The sequence below is a fragment of the Fodinibius sp. genome (assembly GCF_034521915.1).
Taxonomy (GTDB): domain Bacteria; phylum Bacteroidota; class Rhodothermia; order Balneolales; family Balneolaceae; genus Fodinibius.
On sequence record NZ_JAXHLU010000005.1, the window covers coordinates 1 to 16,969 of the forward strand.

A 16,969-nucleotide genomic window follows, 5' to 3' on the forward strand; every position below is an offset into this window, starting at 1 on the left:
ATATTCGAACGCTGGCCAATTTTGGTACGCGCCACACAATGTCAGATACGACTTCTGATGAGCGCGGCATTGGTGCCGCACGCCGATGGATCAAACAGGAATTTGAAAAAATCAGTGAACAGTGCGGTGGCTGCCTTGAGGTGAAATACCAGCGTACTTTAGTTGAGGGTGATCCTGACAGCCGTATTGATGAGGATACGTGGGTGGTAAATGTGTATGCGGTGCTAAAAGGCAATACGCATCCCAATCGCTATGTGATCATGAGCGGGGATATCGACAGCCGCGCCTCGGATGTGATGAACGATACCATTGATGCACCGGGCGCCAACGATAATGCCACGGGCATGGCGGGTGCAATTGAAGCTGCACGGGTATTGTCGGATTATGAGTTTGAGAGCAGTATTATTTTTGCCGGATTATCGGGCGAAGAACAGGGACTTTATGGCGGACGCCATATGGCAGAGATGGCCAAAGAAGAAGGTTGGGAAATTATTGGTGTGTTGAATAATGATATGATCGGAAATATAAAAGGTGTGGATGGAGTGATTGACAACCGCGAATTCCGCATCTTTTCCGAGCCATATTCTTCGCAGGCTACTGAACGTGAGTTGCAGTTGAAGCGATTTTACGGTGGTGAAAATGACGGAATATCTCGTCAATTAGCTCGCTATATTTACGAGACTACCGAACTTTATATGCCACAGATGGATCCCATGCTGATTTATCGCCTGGACCGTTTTGGCCGTGGCGGGCATCATCGTCCGTTTAACGAAGCCGGTTTTGCCGGGGTTCGTATCATGGAGGCCCATGAAAACTATACGCAGCAGCACCAGGATATCCGTACCGAGGATGGTATTGAATACGGCGATGTGATTGAGCACGTCAATTTCGATTACGCTAAGAAACTAACGGCCGTAAACGCCGTGGCGATGGCTTCATTGGCCAAAGCTCCACCCGCTCCGAAAAATGTAGAGATTGGCGGTGCGGTAGAACCTTCAACCACATTGCGCTGGGAAAAGCCGGACAGTGATCTTGTTAAGGGATACAAAATTTACTGGCGACCGACGTCTAAGCCGCTCTGGGAAAGTCAGCGGTATGTGGGTGATGTAAGCGAGTTTACCCTCGAAAATATTGTGATCGATAATTACTTGTTTGGCGTTTCGGCCGTGGGTAAAGATGGACACGAGAGTGTAGTTTCTTATCCATCCGGACTTATTCGAGATTAAGTGTTTCATTACATCGGATGGCTTGTTCTACGAAGCTTTATGCGTAGTAGAGCTGGCCTGCCATCCGATGGATTATTGAGCGTAATGAATGTTAAATATCCATTCGATCGCAAGTGCAGCGATCGGATAGGATATCTACTAATTTATTTATATCTCGTTGCAATGCTCCGCGTTGCAACGGAAACGGTTGATAGATTTACGAAACCAGTTTGAAATTTCATTTTTGATTTATAATTCACCATCTAAACAAATAACCATGAAAAAACGAACACTTTCTATTTTAGTAGCTGTGCTGGCCTTTTTGTACTGTGATCAGGCCATTGCCCAGCAATCAGAAGTACTGACGCTCGAAAATGTATTTGATCTGGAATACGTATCCGATACACAGATTTCGCCTGATGGCGAGCAGATCGTCTATCAGCGAAACTTTATGGATATTATGGAAGATCAACGACGATCTAATTTGTGGATTGTAAATGCTGATGGCAGTCGCCATCGACCGCTGACATCGGGCAATAATAATAACTTTTCGCCCCGGTGGTCGCCAAGTGGAGATCGGCTGTTGTTTGCATCTACAAAAAGCGGGTCGAGCGAACTGTATATGCGCTGGATGGATACCGGAGAAACGGCAAAGATTACTAATCTGACACAGTCACCAAGTTCAATCAGCTGGTCACCCAATGGTAACTATCTTGCTTTTACAATGTTTGTGCCCGCTCAGGAAAAGCCGATGGTTTCGTTGCCCGGCAAACCCAGCGGAGCGGAATGGGCTGATCCTGCTAACGTCATTGATGATCTGGAGTATCGTCGCGATGGTTCCTCGGGCTTTGTAAAAGATGGATTTACGCATGTATTTGTAATTCCGGCCGAGGGAGGTACGCCACGTCAGATTACGGAAGGTAACTATAATCACAGTTCGCCCGAATGGACGTCCGACGGAGAGCATCTGATTATCTCATCCAACCAAAAAGAAGATTGGCAGTACAACGAACGGGATACGGAGCTCTATAAGGTTTCGGTTGACGACGGAGAGAGGACACAGCTGACCGATCGGCGCGGCCCTGATTATGGGGCTGTCGTATCGCCAAATAGTGAGAAGATTGCCTATTTGGGATATGATGATAACATGGACAGTTATCAGCTAAGTAATGCTTATGTGATGAATGCAGATGGTTCGAACAAGCAAGCCCTGACTGATAATTTTGATCGCAGTGTGAGCAATGTTCAGTGGGCTGATGACGGAAGCGGACTATTTGTGCAATATGATGATGAGGGTAATGGCAAGATCGGTTTTATATCATTAAATGGAAATGGAGGAGTACAAAAAGTAGCTGATGATCGAGGCGGAACCACTATTGGACGTCCCTACGGCAGCGGATCGTACACCTATGCTAATGGTAAAATCGCCTACACTTATGCTACGCCCTATCATCCCGGAGATGTGGCTGTGACTGATCAAAACGGAAATATGAATCGGTTGACTCAAGTCAACGAAGATCTATTTGGTCATAAGACGTTGGGAGAGGTCGAAGAAATTTGGTTCGAATCATCCTACGATGGCAAAGAGATACAGGGCTGGATTATCAAGCCACCCAACTTCGATCCCGATAAGAAGTACCCGCTGATCCTCGAAATTCACGGGGGACCGCATACCAATTATGGTGATCGCTTTACAGCTGAGCTACAGCTGATGGCTGCTAAAGGTTATGTAGTGGTTTATACTAATCCTCGGGGCAGTACAAGCTACGGAAAGGCATTTGGAAACTATATCCATCACAATTATCCCAGCGAAGATCACGATGATCTGATGTCGGGCGTGGATGCGGTAATCGACAAAGGTTATGTGGATGCTGATAGTCTGTATATCACCGGCGGTAGCGGTGGCGGAGTGCTCTCGGCTTGGGCTATTGGCAAGACCGATCGCTTTAATGCCGCAGTGGTTGCCAAGCCGGTAATCAACTGGTACAGCTTTGTGTTGACTTCAGATGGTTCTTCATATCATAAATACTGGTTCCCCGGTTTCCCGTGGGAAAATCGCGACCACTACATGGATCGTTCTCCTATTTCGCTAGTAGGAAATGTAACAACGCCGACGATGTTGTTAACTGGCGAAGAGGATTACCGTACGCCTATGTCTGAAACAGAGCAGTATTACAGGGCGCTTCAGCTGCAAAAGGTGGAATCAGCTATGGTGCGCATTCCTGGATCGGGACATGGTATTGCCAGTCGTCCCAGTAATTTGATGAGCAAGGTTGCTCATATCCTGGAGTGGTTTGAAAAGTATTAATGTTGGCATAGATTTTAATTTAAGCCTCGTCAGTAAAACTGGCGGGGCTTTTTATTTTGGCTGATCTTCTTGCTGAGATGTTTTGTCTACTTGAGTGACAGGAGTACGCAGCATGCCCTTTACGGTTTGGTCTTTTTCTCGGTCAAATTCGTCGAGTCCTAACTTTATAGATTTTGGATTGGGATTGTGACGAAAAGATTGGGCCAGCCGATCCCAAAAAGAAAATAATGAGCTATAGTTAGAGTCGGTTTCGGGTTGCCAGCGTGAGTGATGTACCCGGTGCATATTTGGCGAAACGAGAATCGCTCGAATAATACGGTCCACTTTTTCGGTGATTCCAATGTTGGAGTGGTGAAACTGAACTACAGCAAACATTAGCGTTTCGTAGAGTACCAGTTCCCAAAGATAAATTCCAAATAGAGCGATGAGTGGAATGCGAAAAAGGGATGAGAAAAATATTTCGCCAATGTGAAATCGATTGGCGGTGGTCACATCCATATTGGGATCGGAGTGATGGACGCGATGAAAACGCCAGAAAAAAGGAATTTCGTGATTTATGCGATGCCAGGTATAACTCCATGCATCAAAAAGGAGTATGGCACCAGCAGCGTGTGCCCAGGTAGGTAGCTCTGCCCAATCCTGCAGCCAATGCATTAGTCCAAAGCGATAATTATCGGCCCATACCGAGGCGGCAAACCATAATCCTACAAAAAGAACAGCAATAAGCGCAGAGTTAAGAGCACCCATCACCAAATTACGCACTGCGTGTTTGCCTCTGTGTTTAAAATTGCCCCGAAAGTGATCATAAAACGGGTGTAAACTCTCCCATAAAAAGAGAAGAAGCAGTCCCACAAGCATGGCAATAACTTGTGTTTGTTGTAGGGAAGTTAAGAGTGATTGCATCGGAAAAATTTTTATACTTAATAGTTTGTTTTAATCAACGCAAAATATATGATCTTAGTTTGATTAGATAATAGAAGTTTATAAATCGACTTTATTTAGGGTTTAATAAATAATAAGTTCCGCCTCTTTAAAAAAAAGGATCTATCAAAAAAAGCTCTCTCACAAATGGATTTATCTAAAAGGATTGCTATATCTACACTAAGTTTATCAATGTTAATTATATTTTTTGTCATGGGAATGCCTGATTCCAGTCATGCCCAGCAAGCCGAAACGCTGGATACGCTTGTGGTTTCTAAAGAGGTGGTAATATCTTCCAGCCGGGTACCCCAAACGGCGGCTGGCTCAGGTCGTAATATTACGACTATTTCTGAACGCATGATTAATAATGCACCGGCACATACTCCTGATGAGCTTCTTCGTTATATTTCTGGCATAGAGGTACAGTCACGCGGCGCATTTGGTACACAATCGGACTTTAGCATGCGGGGAAGCACATTCTCACAGGTGTTGGTGCTGGTTGATGGCATGCGAATTAACGATCCGCTGACGGCTCATTTCAATTCAAATATTCCGGTTGCTCCAGACGAAATTCAGCGTATTGAAGTCCTACACGGTCCGGCGGCCGCACAATATGGAGCTGATGCAATGGGAGGGGTCATCAATATTATAACCCATACGTTTGGCAGCCAGCCGAATGAGAAGAAAACGAATGCCCGCATTAAAGGTGGTTATGGACAGAATGATCTTAAAATGGGACGAGCCGGATTTTATCACAGTACAAAAAAATACCGGATCAGCGGAGGTGGTATGTGGCATCAAAGTCCCGGGCAGGAATTGGCGGACGACTATAAAAACCGGTTTAATATTGCCAATGGTTCAGTTTCAGGAGGAGTAAAGCTAAATAATAATTGGGATTTAGCACTCCGAACGGGCTACGACTACCGTGATTTTAATGCCCGTTACTTTTACACCGCCAGTCCATTAGATGAAGCGACCGAAACAGTTTCAATGTGGTGGAATCAGATGCGTTTACAGCGAAGTACCCAAAATAGTATAACAACTTTAAAAGGGTCATTTAAGCGAACGAATGATGAGTTTATTTTCAATCCGCAGTTCCCGGGTAATAATCATACTACCTCTCGAGGAGCGTTACAGTTATATCAGTATCGACAATTATCGGGTAATTGGGATCTTACTTATGGTGCACAATTGGATAACCGAATGATTAGGAGTAACGATAGGGGTAACCACAGTAACTGGCACTATGCAGGCTTTACCATGCTTCAGTGGCAACCAAACAATCCTACGACCATATCTGGGAGCATACGAATGGATCATGATGATAATTACGGTACCGAGTTGATGCCCCAAATTAGTTTTTCATATCAGCAGGATCAGTGGATTTTACGTGCTTCGGGCGGACGCAGTGTTCGTGCTCCGAGCTATACAGAACGTTTTATTTCTACTAATTTAGCGGGCCCTTTAACTGAGGGACGAAATATTGGTAATCCATGGTTGCAGGCTGAGCGAGCATGGTCAGGCGAAACGGGTGTTGACCTTTTTCCCTGGGAGAATGTACGCTTTTCCGCAACAGGATTTGTGCGCGAATCGACGAATCTGATTGATTATGCTATGACGAATACGACGCAAATTCGCAATGATGGTAATCTGAAGGCCGGTGGGAATTACCTGTATGCCCGGAACATCAATAATGTTACCACTGCAGGGGTAGAAACGGAGCTTTCCATTAGTCAAAAGTTAGGTAATAGCTGGCTGGTAAACAGTACGCTGGGCTATGCTTTTACCGACTTTTTTGGGGACGAGAATGTGGCCTCAAAATATATATCTAATTATGCCCGACACTTGGTAAATGGAATTGTGAGTGTGAGTCGTGGCCCGGTTGAAGGATCGGTAAGTGCAGTTTGGAAAAAGCGAGAACCATCTGCAAATGAAAATATTGGGGCTTTTAAATCATCAATATACAGTTTGTGGAATGTGAAGCTTGATTATGATATTACGAAACAGTTCTCAATTGGCGTTCAGGTTGATAATATATTTGATCAGGATAACCAAGATGTGCTTGGAGCACGCATGCCGGGCCGGTGGGCATTAGGAACGTTGAGCTGGAGATTATAAATTGACAAAGCCGGAAAGTGAAGTCCTATTTTCTTCACTTTCTCCTCCAAACATAAATACCCTCTTTCTTCCGTAATTGAAGATTTTTTTGACTGCTATGCTACATATGCAGGTTTGGCATTTACTACCGACCTGTATGCGGCAGGTGTTTCATTTGTAAGCCCTTTAAATATAATCATGTTGCTTAATTCCATTCAACCTTACCGGAAGTCCAGTCTATATATATTTTCTGCGTGTTAGTGATGTGGATGACCCGGAAGATCTGGAACGGATAAAAAACAATCGCCGCTTTTTTTTAGCAGCTTAAATAAAAACGACATTAAGGGTAGTTTAGGTCGCGAATGATCCTCGGATCAAATAGCAAGAATCAGATCAGACAGTACAAGCGCTTCGCGAGTTAGGCCGAGAAGTAAAGTATATCGTAGACCCCTGATAAAAGACATGATTTTGTCCGTAAAGAAAATAGAATTACGGCATATGCTGCGATGAAAGGGATCATATAGGCAGTCGCTACTAAAGATATGAGGCAGGAAATTGAACAGAGATTAAAAAAACAGTAGATATTAGTACTGTTGATGTAGAAGGGGAAGAGGATTGATATTTTATAAAAAATGATGCATCCGTAAAATAAAAAAGGCGATCTCGAAATGAGATCGCCTTTAATAATTTATATATGCTTTAAGCCTTAGTTACTTGGCTCATATTGATAAGGATTCAACGGATGTGATTCTGCACGTCGGTTTTTACGGCAGCCTAACTCTTCCGTTTGTTCCATACATGGTTGAGGCGCTTTTCCTAATCCGCGAGATTCAATGCGATTTTCGGAAACGCCATTTTCGATATAAAACTGTTTGACGGATTCTGCTCGTCGTTTACTCAAACGCAAGTTATACTGATCGCCACCAACGTGGTCAGTATAAGCATCAATGCGAATTCGGAACTTAGAAGAATCCATCAATTTCTGGATGTTCTCGTTCAGGATACGAGCAGCAGCGTCATCAATGTTTGACTTATCGAAGTCGAAATTAACAGTTCCAAGATCATCCTTCTTTAAGAAAGGAGGATCGTTGCTGTCATTGGGATTCGTTCCCATTTCAACTTCCTGGCTGTCGGTAAAACCGTTACCGTCAGAGTCAGCGTTGTTAGGATCTGTATTGTATTCGTTTACTTCCTCAGCATCCGAAAGACCGTCACCATCACTGTCAGCACTTAATGGATCGGTATTGTATTCGTTAACTTCCTCACCATCAGTTAAGCCGTCACCGTCAGAATCTTCTTCCATCGGGTCGGTTTCGTAGGAGTTAACCTCTTCGCCGTCTTCAAGACCATCTCCATCAGTGTCGGCATTATTTGCATCTGTTTCGTATTCATTGATTTCTTCGGCATCAGTGAGGCCATCACCGTCACTGTCTGCACTTAGTGGATCAGTATTATGTTCATTCATTTCTGCCCAGTCACTGAGACCATCGTCATCAGTATCAAGAGAGCGTAGGGTCTCTTCATCTAATGATTGAAGATATGCTAAATCACGGTCAGAGGGGGCTCTAAGTTCTTCGGTACCGGCACAGCTAGTAAGCAATGCCATCCCAAGAAACACGGAAGAGAGAAGTAGTATTATTTGTTTGTTAATCATCGTGTTACGAGTATAGGTTAAAAGTTGATTTGTGATAAGTTATAAGATAGAGTTTTCCAGAAAAATTATAAATACCTGTTAAAACTATTAGCTACAATATGTTATCTAATATAATCAAAAACAAAATAAAGTTAATCTTATAAATGAGTGTAAATTTCACTAAAAGTTCTTTATATTTATCGACTCCTAAATGGGGCTATAGCTCAGTTGGCTAGAGCGCTTGCATGGCATGCAAGAGGTCCGGGGTTCAAGTCCCCGTAGCTCCACTTTTTTTGTTTTGCACTTCTGATAAGATCTACATTATCCTGATAACACTGCTTCATACTTTGGCTGGGGTAAAATGTTCCAAGCCATTTAATTAATATTTAAACATTTAGAGATATTAATTAAATAACAAGTGTTGGAAAGCTTTGTTCCGAACAATGGTTTCTTAATTTATACCAATACCTCTCTGTATATGCTAATCGTTTTGATTTGGAGACAGAAAATCCGCCTCCTGAGAATAGGATCGCTGATTATGTTATGAGATAAAAATGATATTTAGGCTTAATTTTGTTTGCCAAATACCCCGGGAAAGTCGTATCTTTAGGCTTCGAGGGTAGGCCCTACGCAGCCAGCTCCCTCTGAACTCCGTCAGGACCGGAAGGTAGCAGCGGTAGGAGGTCGTAGCGGCGTGATGTAGGTCGCTTACCCTCTCTTTTTTTTGCCTCATATTTTCCTGATTCAGTAAAATAATTCAAAATTGCTCCCCTTTTTTTGCTGATTAATAAGCCTTATCTCTAATAATTAGCTTAATTTGTGCTTAATATCATTGGCAATGTGTTTGGCATGAATGCGTGTATTCTCAATAAATAATTTACTGGTATCCATTCCACCACAAACTACGCCCGCTACATACATGCCCTTTCGATTTGTCTCGAGGGTGTTCTCATCGAATACAGGCATTTTATCTTTATCATCTGTGAGATCAATCCCAAAACCTGTCATTAATTCAAAGTTTGGTTTATAACCCGTCATAGCCAGCACAAAATCGTTGGCAATAGTTTTTGTACCGTTGGGCGTATCCAAGACTACTTCCTGTTTTCTTATTTCTTTTACCTCGGTATTAAAGTAGCCGGTAATTTCTCCATTTTTAATCCGGTTCTGGATATCCGGTTTTACCCAATATTTTACGGATTCCTTAATTTGCGAGTCACGAACAGCCAACGTCACATTGGCGTTAGTTCGATAGGTTTCCAGGGCGGCATCTACAGCTGAGTTGCCGCCGCCAATGACAAGTACATCCTGCCAGGCGTAAGCGTGGGCTTCATCATAATAATGGCGAACCTTATCGAGCTCTTCACCGGGGATATTCATCATTTTGGGTACATCATAAAAGCCAGTAGCAACAACTACTTTTGAGGCTTCGTAGCTATCCCGATCAGTTTGAACCATAAACGATTGGTCCTGGCCGGAAATATCCTGTACCTCTTCATAGAGATGAATATCCAGATCATAACTTTCGGCAGCTCGTCGATAATATTCAAGCGCTTCGCGTCGCGTTGGTTTCGGATTGTGGGATATGAAAGGGACATCACCAATCTCTAACCGCTCGGAAGTTGAGAAAAAAGTCATGTCTTTGGGATAGTGAAAGATGCTGTTAACCAGACAGCCTCGTTCAATAATTTTTGTGGGAATGTTATTTCGTTTCAATTCGATAGCGGTGGCTAATCCAATAGGGCCTGCACCAACAATGATAACCATATGATTTTAATAAAATGTTCGAGAATTTTGTTTGTTAAAATACAGCTTTTAACAAAAGGGACCCAAGATCAGTTCTATGAAAATATCAATACGGGAGATAGGCAATTCCTATAAATTGCTGCTTAAATAGTTTTCAATCACAAAGTTGAGCCATCCCCGGGACTTGCTCCAAAAACCAACGTGCCCTCCCTCATCGGTAATAATATAATCGGTATATGGATTTTGGTTGATCTTAGCCAGGGGCATTGCTTGAATAGGACAAAGGGGATCTTCTTTGCTGTGAACAAGCAGCGTATCGGTGCTAATATCATTTACAAATCGTCGCCCCGAACATTGTTCATAGTAATTATCGGCGCCCTCAAAACCGTGGATGGGAGCTGTAACCTGATCATCAAATTCATATATAGTAGATCCCGAAAATTCAGGTAGGTTTGGAATACGTTTTCGTTTTTTGTTGAGCTTTTTACGCAATGTTCGAAGAAAACGGTATTCGTAAATACGGTGGAATCCTTTTGACAGTATGATAGAACCGAGGCGCAAATCGTATGGTACTGATACGGCAACGGCTGTATCGACCAAGCTGTTTTCTCCGGCTTCTCCGAGGTATTTTATCAAAGCATTACCGCCCAGCGAAAATCCTACGGCTCCAATTTTTTTATTGGGATATTTTTCCGAAATCCACTTGAAAACAGTTTGATAATCATTTGTTTCTCCGGAATGATAAAACCGTGGCTGTTTATTGAGCTTTGATCCGCAGCCCCTGAAGTTTACTCCCACTACCGAATAGCCCTTATTAATAAGCGTTTTCATGATCTCGATAATATAATATCGGTTGGTTGAGCCTTCGAGTCCGTGAAAGAGGGTAATGATGGCATCAGATTCGGGTTGAATATTACAGTCAAGTTCCAGAAAGTCCTCATCGGGAGTCGGAATTTCGATCCTATTTAAGGAAGGTTTTTGCGTATCGCCGAATAATGATCGGGCAATAGTATGAACATGTCCATTGAAACACCAGTAGGGAGCTCGAAAATGGGGGACATGTCGCAGGTTTGTCTTCATATCGAAATATTAAAGAGGATGACTATCGGATTTACCCAAATACTTTTTTGGTAAGGCTTCGAGATATTGGAGGAGGGTTACATTATGGTAGCATTAAATAAAACGAATAACACGTTAGAGAGCTTTTATTTTTGTTATAGGGATTGTCTGGGAGCCACGCTCGGTTTCAAGCCGGATAAAATAAACGCCACTGCTCAAATTACGTGCATTTAGCGTTCGAAAATGAGCACCTGCGTCAAAGTTGGTATCGGCCAACTGACGGACTTTTCGCCCCAGCACGTCAAAAACGGTTAGTGTTACATGGGAATCTTGGTTAAGGTCAAAATGAATTTCGGTTTCTTCATTAAAGGGATTTGGATAATTTTGGAATAGTTTGGTTTCTGGGGGAATTTTATCGGCTGTAGCTCGACCTGTGGGAGAGACTTCAAATAGATTTCGAGACCGTGCTTCAGCAATTTGATCGCGAAGTTCATTTAGATCGTCCCCAAAAGCATAGACAAAGCCTACCGTGATGTCAGCGCCCGGATTTAACGTATATGGTCCCGAACTGGTAACGGCAGAAACATCCGTATTCTGCACATTGGTGCGAACGGTACCTGCTGTTAGTGACGATTCTTTTTCTCCATCCGAAAAACCGTCATAGATGCCAAAAGTGACCGAATCCTGTCTTCCTTCTACCGCATTATCAATGGCAAGAGCGCCCGAAATGGGCCCCAGATGAGCAACGGCAACGGTGGGCTGGGTGCTTGATGAAGAGGCATCAGAGATATAGAGCAGGCTGTCGTTTTCACTGAATGCGATGTTGTTATTTCCCGGATTATTGCCGATATCCCAATCGTTGAACAGCCCGACATACATGTTTTTCATCGTCATAAACTGGGATGGATTACTGATGGTATATTTAACAAACACTACGTTGCTGATGGCCGGATCATTGTAGGCAAAGGTTTCCAGTTCGATAGAAGCTCGTCTTGCACTGTCGTTTAAGGTCGTAAATTGGGTAGTGCCTCTTAATCCATTTCCATCGTCGGTTGGTAGAATGGCGACGGCATCTTGAGGCAGAAAATCACGAGAAACGTTTCCACCGGATGTACGAACAGCATCAAAAAGCTCCTCATTAAACTTCATAATGAGTCCACCTTCAAAAAGCAGGTTGTCACCTTCTTGATATCCACCTGTGCCGTCAGGATAGCGGGGAATGAAGCCAACGCCGCCGCGGCCGGCCAGGGGATCAGAAAAGCCAAATGTACCCTCAGCACCAAAAGAGGTTTTTACATTATTACCGGCTATGATATCAAAAAACATATCTTCGTAAACGAGGGCATTAAAATCGTCGTAGTCCAGGCTATTGTCACGAAATTCTAATCGGAAGGTCGGTATTTCTGTGAGGTCAAAGTTACTTGCAATGGTGATTGGGAAACTTAAATCAACGGTGTCGCCGGTGGCAAAGCTACCTAACTGCTGTTGTGAGTTATCGAGTTGTACCTCGCTTTCATTCAAGGATAGAAGCTCCAGTTCGAGGTTGGATGTAGCATTGCCCACATTGGTGATCGTGACTTCAATAGTTCCTTCTTCGCCCAGTGATAGTTTGTTACCTTCACTGTTAATAAATTCTTGAGATACCACTTTTAATCCCGGCAGGTTGGTATTGAGTGCTCGAAAGGCATCAATCGACCCGTGGCCAAGCCGATGCTCAAGGTTGGAATTTGAATCATCAATATAATTGGCAGAGGTCCGAATTTGCATGCCGATGCGTTCGGCTCCCCAATTGGGATGTATATCCTTAACCAGTGCCGCAAGCCCACTAACCACAGGTGCAGACATGGAGGTGCCAGTGTTGGAAATGTAAGTGGATTGACCATTATCTCCAATAACTGTACTGAGAATATCAGTTCCTGTAGCCAGTACATCCAGATTATATCCAAAATTCGAATAGGAGGCTCGATTATCATTGGGTTCTACCGAACCCACAGCAAGTGCTTTGTCGTAACGGGCGGGATATCCCGTCCTGCTTACTTCATTACCAGCGGCAGCAATTACGAGAGATCCCATTTGCGTAGCAAGATCTATGATGTCTTCCTCGGCCTGTGATGCTGATCCACCACTCCAGCTGCAATTTATGATATCGGCCCCCTTATTTGCTGCATAAAGAATACCTTCGTAGCCAAACCCGATGACATCAGCAAAACCCGGAGCTCCCCCAGCTTTTACCGGCATATAGGTGACATTATACGCAGCCCCGGCAACCCCCTCTCCATTATTCGTTTTTGCTGCGGCAATGCCGGTTACGTGCGTTCCATGGTCGGTGGCATTGTGGATGGGATTGTTGTCTTGTGTGATGTTTTGTGTGTTACTGCCCGATTCCCAGAAATCCCATCCAAATAGATCATCTGTAAACTCGTTATTGTCATTGTCGATATTATTTGTAAAGTCGGAATCTTCATGCAGCGCATCTTCCAGCGTGATCTCTCCATTCCCATTGTAGTCATCTCCGTTTTGTTGGAGATAAGATCGTATTTCTGAAGCTGTTACCTCCTGGTCTCCATTTCCATCGGCTTGAGTAAAAACAGTGGATGGTATTTCATCTTGGTTTATCCATAAATTCTCATTCAGCTCAGAATGGGTATAGCCAACGCCTCCATCAACAACAGCAATTATTATATCTTTCGAGCCCTTACTTAAATCCCAGGCCTCGGTAAAGTTGTGGGCATCTACGAACTTCTGTATATCCGGATCATTGGGCTCGGCGCTCATGCGGCGAAAATATCTGGGTTCGGCATAGGCTACGCCGGGCATCCTATTTATTTTGGAGGCAAGTTGTGCCGGATCAATACTATGGCCAAATACAACTTCTTCGATACGGAGGACATCATATGCTGCGGGTACGCTTTGTGCTTTAACTAGCTGCTGTGTTTTGGATGAGAGAAGAGGACGACTGACATGCGCGCCGTACTGGTTTAGCAGTTGCTGTACTGCTGCCTTGGGATTATTGCCAATTTTACTTTGAATCTGCTGTAGCTTTTGGTCGGATTCATACTTTATAATAAGCCGATTGGGAAAATAATCGGTTTGCTGCGATTGGGAGATCCCCAACATGGGCAACAGAAAAATAAAAATGAGCAGAACGGTTTGTAGCTTTTTAACCATAGAAATTTAAATAGGAAATAAGTTTATAAACAGATGTGGATTATAAAACTCGCACATAGAAATAGTATATCAGTTTGAGGACGTATATCCAATTTGTTGAAATTTGAAAATAAAATAGAATGAACACATAACCTATAACAAACAACATTAAAGATTTAATTCAGTTATTGTAACTGTACAATTAATTGGGCAATTTTAGACGCCATTGAATATCCGTTTTAATCGTATATCGTAATAAATTAACGCACAATGAATAAGAAGGTATTAGTACGATCTTGCAAGATTCTAACATCTGCATTGGTATTGGTTTTATTTGCAGGTGTTATTTCTAATGTTATTTATGCTCAGTCACAAAATTCATCTGCTGATAATAACGGAATTCGTCCCTTAAACTATGATGTAGGCATCCACGGGTTAACAGCCAATACACACTGGCTCAGCGACCTGCATTACAAGGGTAATACCGATTCATTAAGTTTTGATGGCAGTTCGGAACTTGAATTTGTCTATCGAAATGTGCGTACCATGTTTCCTCGTTTGGGAGTAGGTTATCAGGTTATGGCCAGCTTTTTTACGAATGGTGAAAACGCCGATTTTGGCGTAGGAGGCTGGGGAATTGGACCAATTGTTCGGGCATACCCTTTTAAGACTGATCAAATACAACCTTATGTTCAGCTGAATTCATTATTTGGCAATAATATGGGATTGGGAACATTGGCCAATACGAACAAGGATCTTGGCTTTCGAGTACGATTTGGATTGCGTGCCGGTATGGCTGTTCGCATTTCTAACAATGTTGGGATATTTACTGAGATAGGTTATGACTGGGAAAGTGATCGCCTTTTCAAATCAGACAGTCGAAACCTGCAAGCCAACATTGGAATCGATTACTACCTCTTTAATTAGTTGAGAGTCATAGCTTGAGGGGCAATGTTCAATATTGCTATCCCTCAACTTCCTCCAGCTGATAAATATTGCCGTCAAATCCGCAGATATAAAGTTTATTATCACTATCTACACCGAACGAGGCAATAGGAAAATCTGCCTCTAACAATTCAGTGTTAGAGGGATTTTCCGAGTCAGAATAGTCGAGTGCCCATATTTTGCCGGATCCGTAATCTCCATAGATGTATGACCCGGTCAGAGTTTCCAGTGTTGGTCCGCGATAGGCATATCCGCCTGTTACCGAAATTCCTTCATCGCGGCCGTATTCCCAAACGGGCATGGTCAGTCCCGATTGATCGCATCCGCTGGATGGCTCATAGCAGTGCGTTCCTTCCATGATATTCCATCCATAGTTATTGCCCGACTCAATGATGTTGATTTCCTCGTAACTATTCTGTCCTACATCGCCAGCCCACAGGCGTCCGGTTTCGGTATCAAAGCTGAAGCGCCATGGATTTCTGAGCCCATGGGCAAAAATTTCTTCCCGATAGCCTTCATCATTACCGGCATATGGATTGTCGGTTGGAATTGCATAATTATTGCCATTTTCTTGGCCGTTTACATCAATCCTGAGGATGCTGCCCAACAGGGTACTCCGGTCTTGTCCATTGCCTTGGGGATCACCGCCGGAACCACCATCGCCTACTGCAATGTAGAGGTAGCCATCGGGACCAAACGCCAGCTGTCCGCCGTTGTGATTATCATAAGGCTGAGCAAAAGTTAGTATTTCCTGCTCGCTTGCTTCATTTGCTTCGTCGGGGTTTTGATCCGAAACCTGGAATCGGGCAATGATCGTCCGGGCGGGATCTGAGGCCGTATAGTTGACGTAAAAGTAGCCATTACTTTCATAATTTGGATGAAAGGCGAGCCCCAGTAATCCTTCCTCATTTCCGCGGTCATCCACTTGTTCCCGGATATCTAAGAAGGTTGAAGTGCTTTCGGCAGAAGATTCGTTGTTGAATACCTGAATAAGGCCTGCTTTTTCCACTACAAAAAGGCGTCCGCTATTGTCACCGGCGTGCTGCAGGTCTACAGGCTGGTTAAACGAAAGATTTGGAAATGCATTAACTGTTTGATACGAAATATCTTGATCCTCGGTGGGATCTTGATTTCCGGTGGGATCGGAACTTGAGCATCCAAGGGAAAAAATTAATACAAAGATTATAAGAAAACGCATAATGACTGAAGGTTTTATCGGTGAGATGACGTTCCTTATTTTTACACTTAAATTGGATGGATTAGTTCCTGACTACTCGTATTATTAATTAAAAGAGGGAATACTTACAGTGGGCATTTTGATTGGAGACGGTAACTTAGTTAGGATATTAGTTTGAGAAATGTATCAATGTGCTGTAGTGCTTCTCATATCTAAACTATAACACCTTGGAAAGATACTACAATCCTGCCAGTTAATTTTTGCTCAGATCATCATGCGGACGTTTTAACGATTCAGGTATATCCTGTTTTTCATCCCGAAGCCGTTGTATATATTGCTGCCGCTTAACAGCTCCGCGCCGTATTCCAAAATAGGCACCTAAAAAAGCAGAAAAAATGACGGTAAGTACAAACACCAGCTGTAGTTCTGCCAGTCCCACATCTTTGGTATAGACCCAGAAAATAGTTGGCACGATTGTAAGAAGTGCCATTAAATAGGCTATGCCGCTTGGGTTCAGAGCTTTAATGGCAAACCTCCGACTGATACCAAAATTGAGGTTGAGAAAGATGAGTCCAAAGCCGAATAGAAACAGGTAGCCGGTGGTACCTGGGTTGGCGACATATTGGATGAAGCTATTGGATATAATAATGAATAGTAATCCGAAAACGAGAGCGCCGCTAACAAATGCAAAAGTGCGTTGCCAATTGGTCATGAAATAAGCTTGGTTATAAGTT

The 16,969-nt window shown here is 43.3% G+C and carries 11 protein-coding genes, 1 tRNA gene and 1 other RNA gene; 6 read left to right on the forward strand and 7 right to left on the reverse strand.

Annotated features, from left to right (window positions below):
* Nucleotides 1-1,226, forward strand: a 1,226-nt coding sequence (locus U5J89_RS05230; RefSeq protein WP_322574556.1) for a M20/M25/M40 family metallo-hydrolase, incomplete at its 5' end; no start/stop codon positions are given.
* A gap of 256 nt (nt 1,227-1,482) precedes the next feature.
* On the forward strand, nt 1,483-3,513 hold the full coding sequence (locus U5J89_RS05235) for a S9 family peptidase (protein WP_322574557.1): 2,031 nt from the start codon (nt 1,483-1,485) through the stop codon (nt 3,511-3,513).
* A 51-nt stretch (nt 3,514-3,564) separates the two neighbouring features.
* Here U5J89_RS05235 and U5J89_RS05240 read toward each other — a convergent pair whose 3' ends face one another.
* A complete protein-coding gene (locus U5J89_RS05240; protein ID WP_322574558.1) occupies nt 3,565-4,416 on the reverse strand; it encodes a sterol desaturase family protein in 852 nt (283 codons plus the stop codon).
* Between the two features lie 165 nt (nt 4,417-4,581).
* Between U5J89_RS05240 and U5J89_RS05245 the strand changes: the two genes are divergently transcribed.
* A complete protein-coding gene (locus tag U5J89_RS05245; protein WP_322574559.1) occupies nt 4,582-6,552 on the forward strand; it encodes a TonB-dependent receptor plug domain-containing protein in 1,971 nt (656 codons plus the stop codon).
* Nucleotides 6,553-7,237: 685 nt separating this feature from the next.
* Here U5J89_RS05245 and U5J89_RS05250 read toward each other — a convergent pair.
* Nucleotides 7,238-8,185 (reverse strand): OmpA family protein, encoded by a 948-nt coding sequence (locus U5J89_RS05250; RefSeq protein WP_322574560.1) that lies wholly within the window; start codon nt 8,183-8,185, stop codon nt 7,238-7,240.
* 192 nt (nt 8,186-8,377) lie between these two features.
* On the opposite strand from U5J89_RS05250, the gene U5J89_RS05255 reads away from it, so the two are divergent.
* A tRNA-Ala gene (locus U5J89_RS05255) sits at nt 8,378-8,451 on the forward strand.
* Between the two features lie 330 nt (nt 8,452-8,781).
* An RNA gene (ffs, locus tag U5J89_RS05260) (signal recognition particle sRNA small type) lies at nt 8,782-8,881 on the forward strand.
* A 90-nt stretch (nt 8,882-8,971) separates the two neighbouring features.
* Here the strand turns inward: ffs and U5J89_RS05265 are convergent.
* From U5J89_RS05265 to U5J89_RS05275, 3 genes are all read right to left on the reverse strand, one after another.
* On the reverse strand, nt 8,972-9,928 hold the full coding sequence (locus U5J89_RS05265) for a YpdA family putative bacillithiol disulfide reductase (RefSeq protein WP_322574561.1): 957 nt from the start codon (nt 9,926-9,928) through the stop codon (nt 8,972-8,974).
* A gap of 108 nt (nt 9,929-10,036) precedes the next feature.
* On the reverse strand, nt 10,037-10,987 hold the full coding sequence (locus U5J89_RS05270) for a YheT family hydrolase (protein ID WP_322574562.1): 951 nt from the start codon (nt 10,985-10,987) through the stop codon (nt 10,037-10,039).
* Between the two features lie 114 nt (nt 10,988-11,101).
* The gene (locus tag U5J89_RS05275; RefSeq protein WP_322574563.1) at nt 11,102-14,134 is read right to left on the reverse strand and encodes a S8/S53 family peptidase; all 3,033 of its coding nucleotides are present in this window, start codon (nt 14,132-14,134) and stop codon (nt 11,102-11,104) included.
* Between the two features lie 249 nt (nt 14,135-14,383).
* On the opposite strand from U5J89_RS05275, the gene U5J89_RS05280 reads away from it, so the two are divergent.
* Nucleotides 14,384-15,040, forward strand: a complete 657-nt coding sequence (locus tag U5J89_RS05280) for a hypothetical protein (RefSeq protein WP_322574564.1) — start codon at nt 14,384-14,386, stop codon at nt 15,038-15,040.
* A 37-nt stretch (nt 15,041-15,077) separates the two neighbouring features.
* Here the strand turns inward: U5J89_RS05280 and U5J89_RS05285 are convergent, their stop codons facing one another.
* Together U5J89_RS05285 and U5J89_RS05290 are read right to left on the reverse strand one after the other, a co-directional pair.
* Nucleotides 15,078-16,256 (reverse strand): PQQ-dependent sugar dehydrogenase, encoded by a 1,179-nt coding sequence (locus U5J89_RS05285; protein ID WP_322574565.1) that lies wholly within the window; start codon nt 16,254-16,256, stop codon nt 15,078-15,080.
* 232 nt (nt 16,257-16,488) lie between these two features.
* Nucleotides 16,489-16,947 carry a hypothetical protein gene (locus tag U5J89_RS05290; RefSeq protein ID WP_322574566.1) on the reverse strand — a complete coding sequence of 153 codons (459 nt, stop codon included), beginning with the start codon at nt 16,945-16,947 and terminating at the stop codon, nt 16,489-16,491.
* Nucleotides 16,948-16,969: the final 22 nt, after the last annotated feature.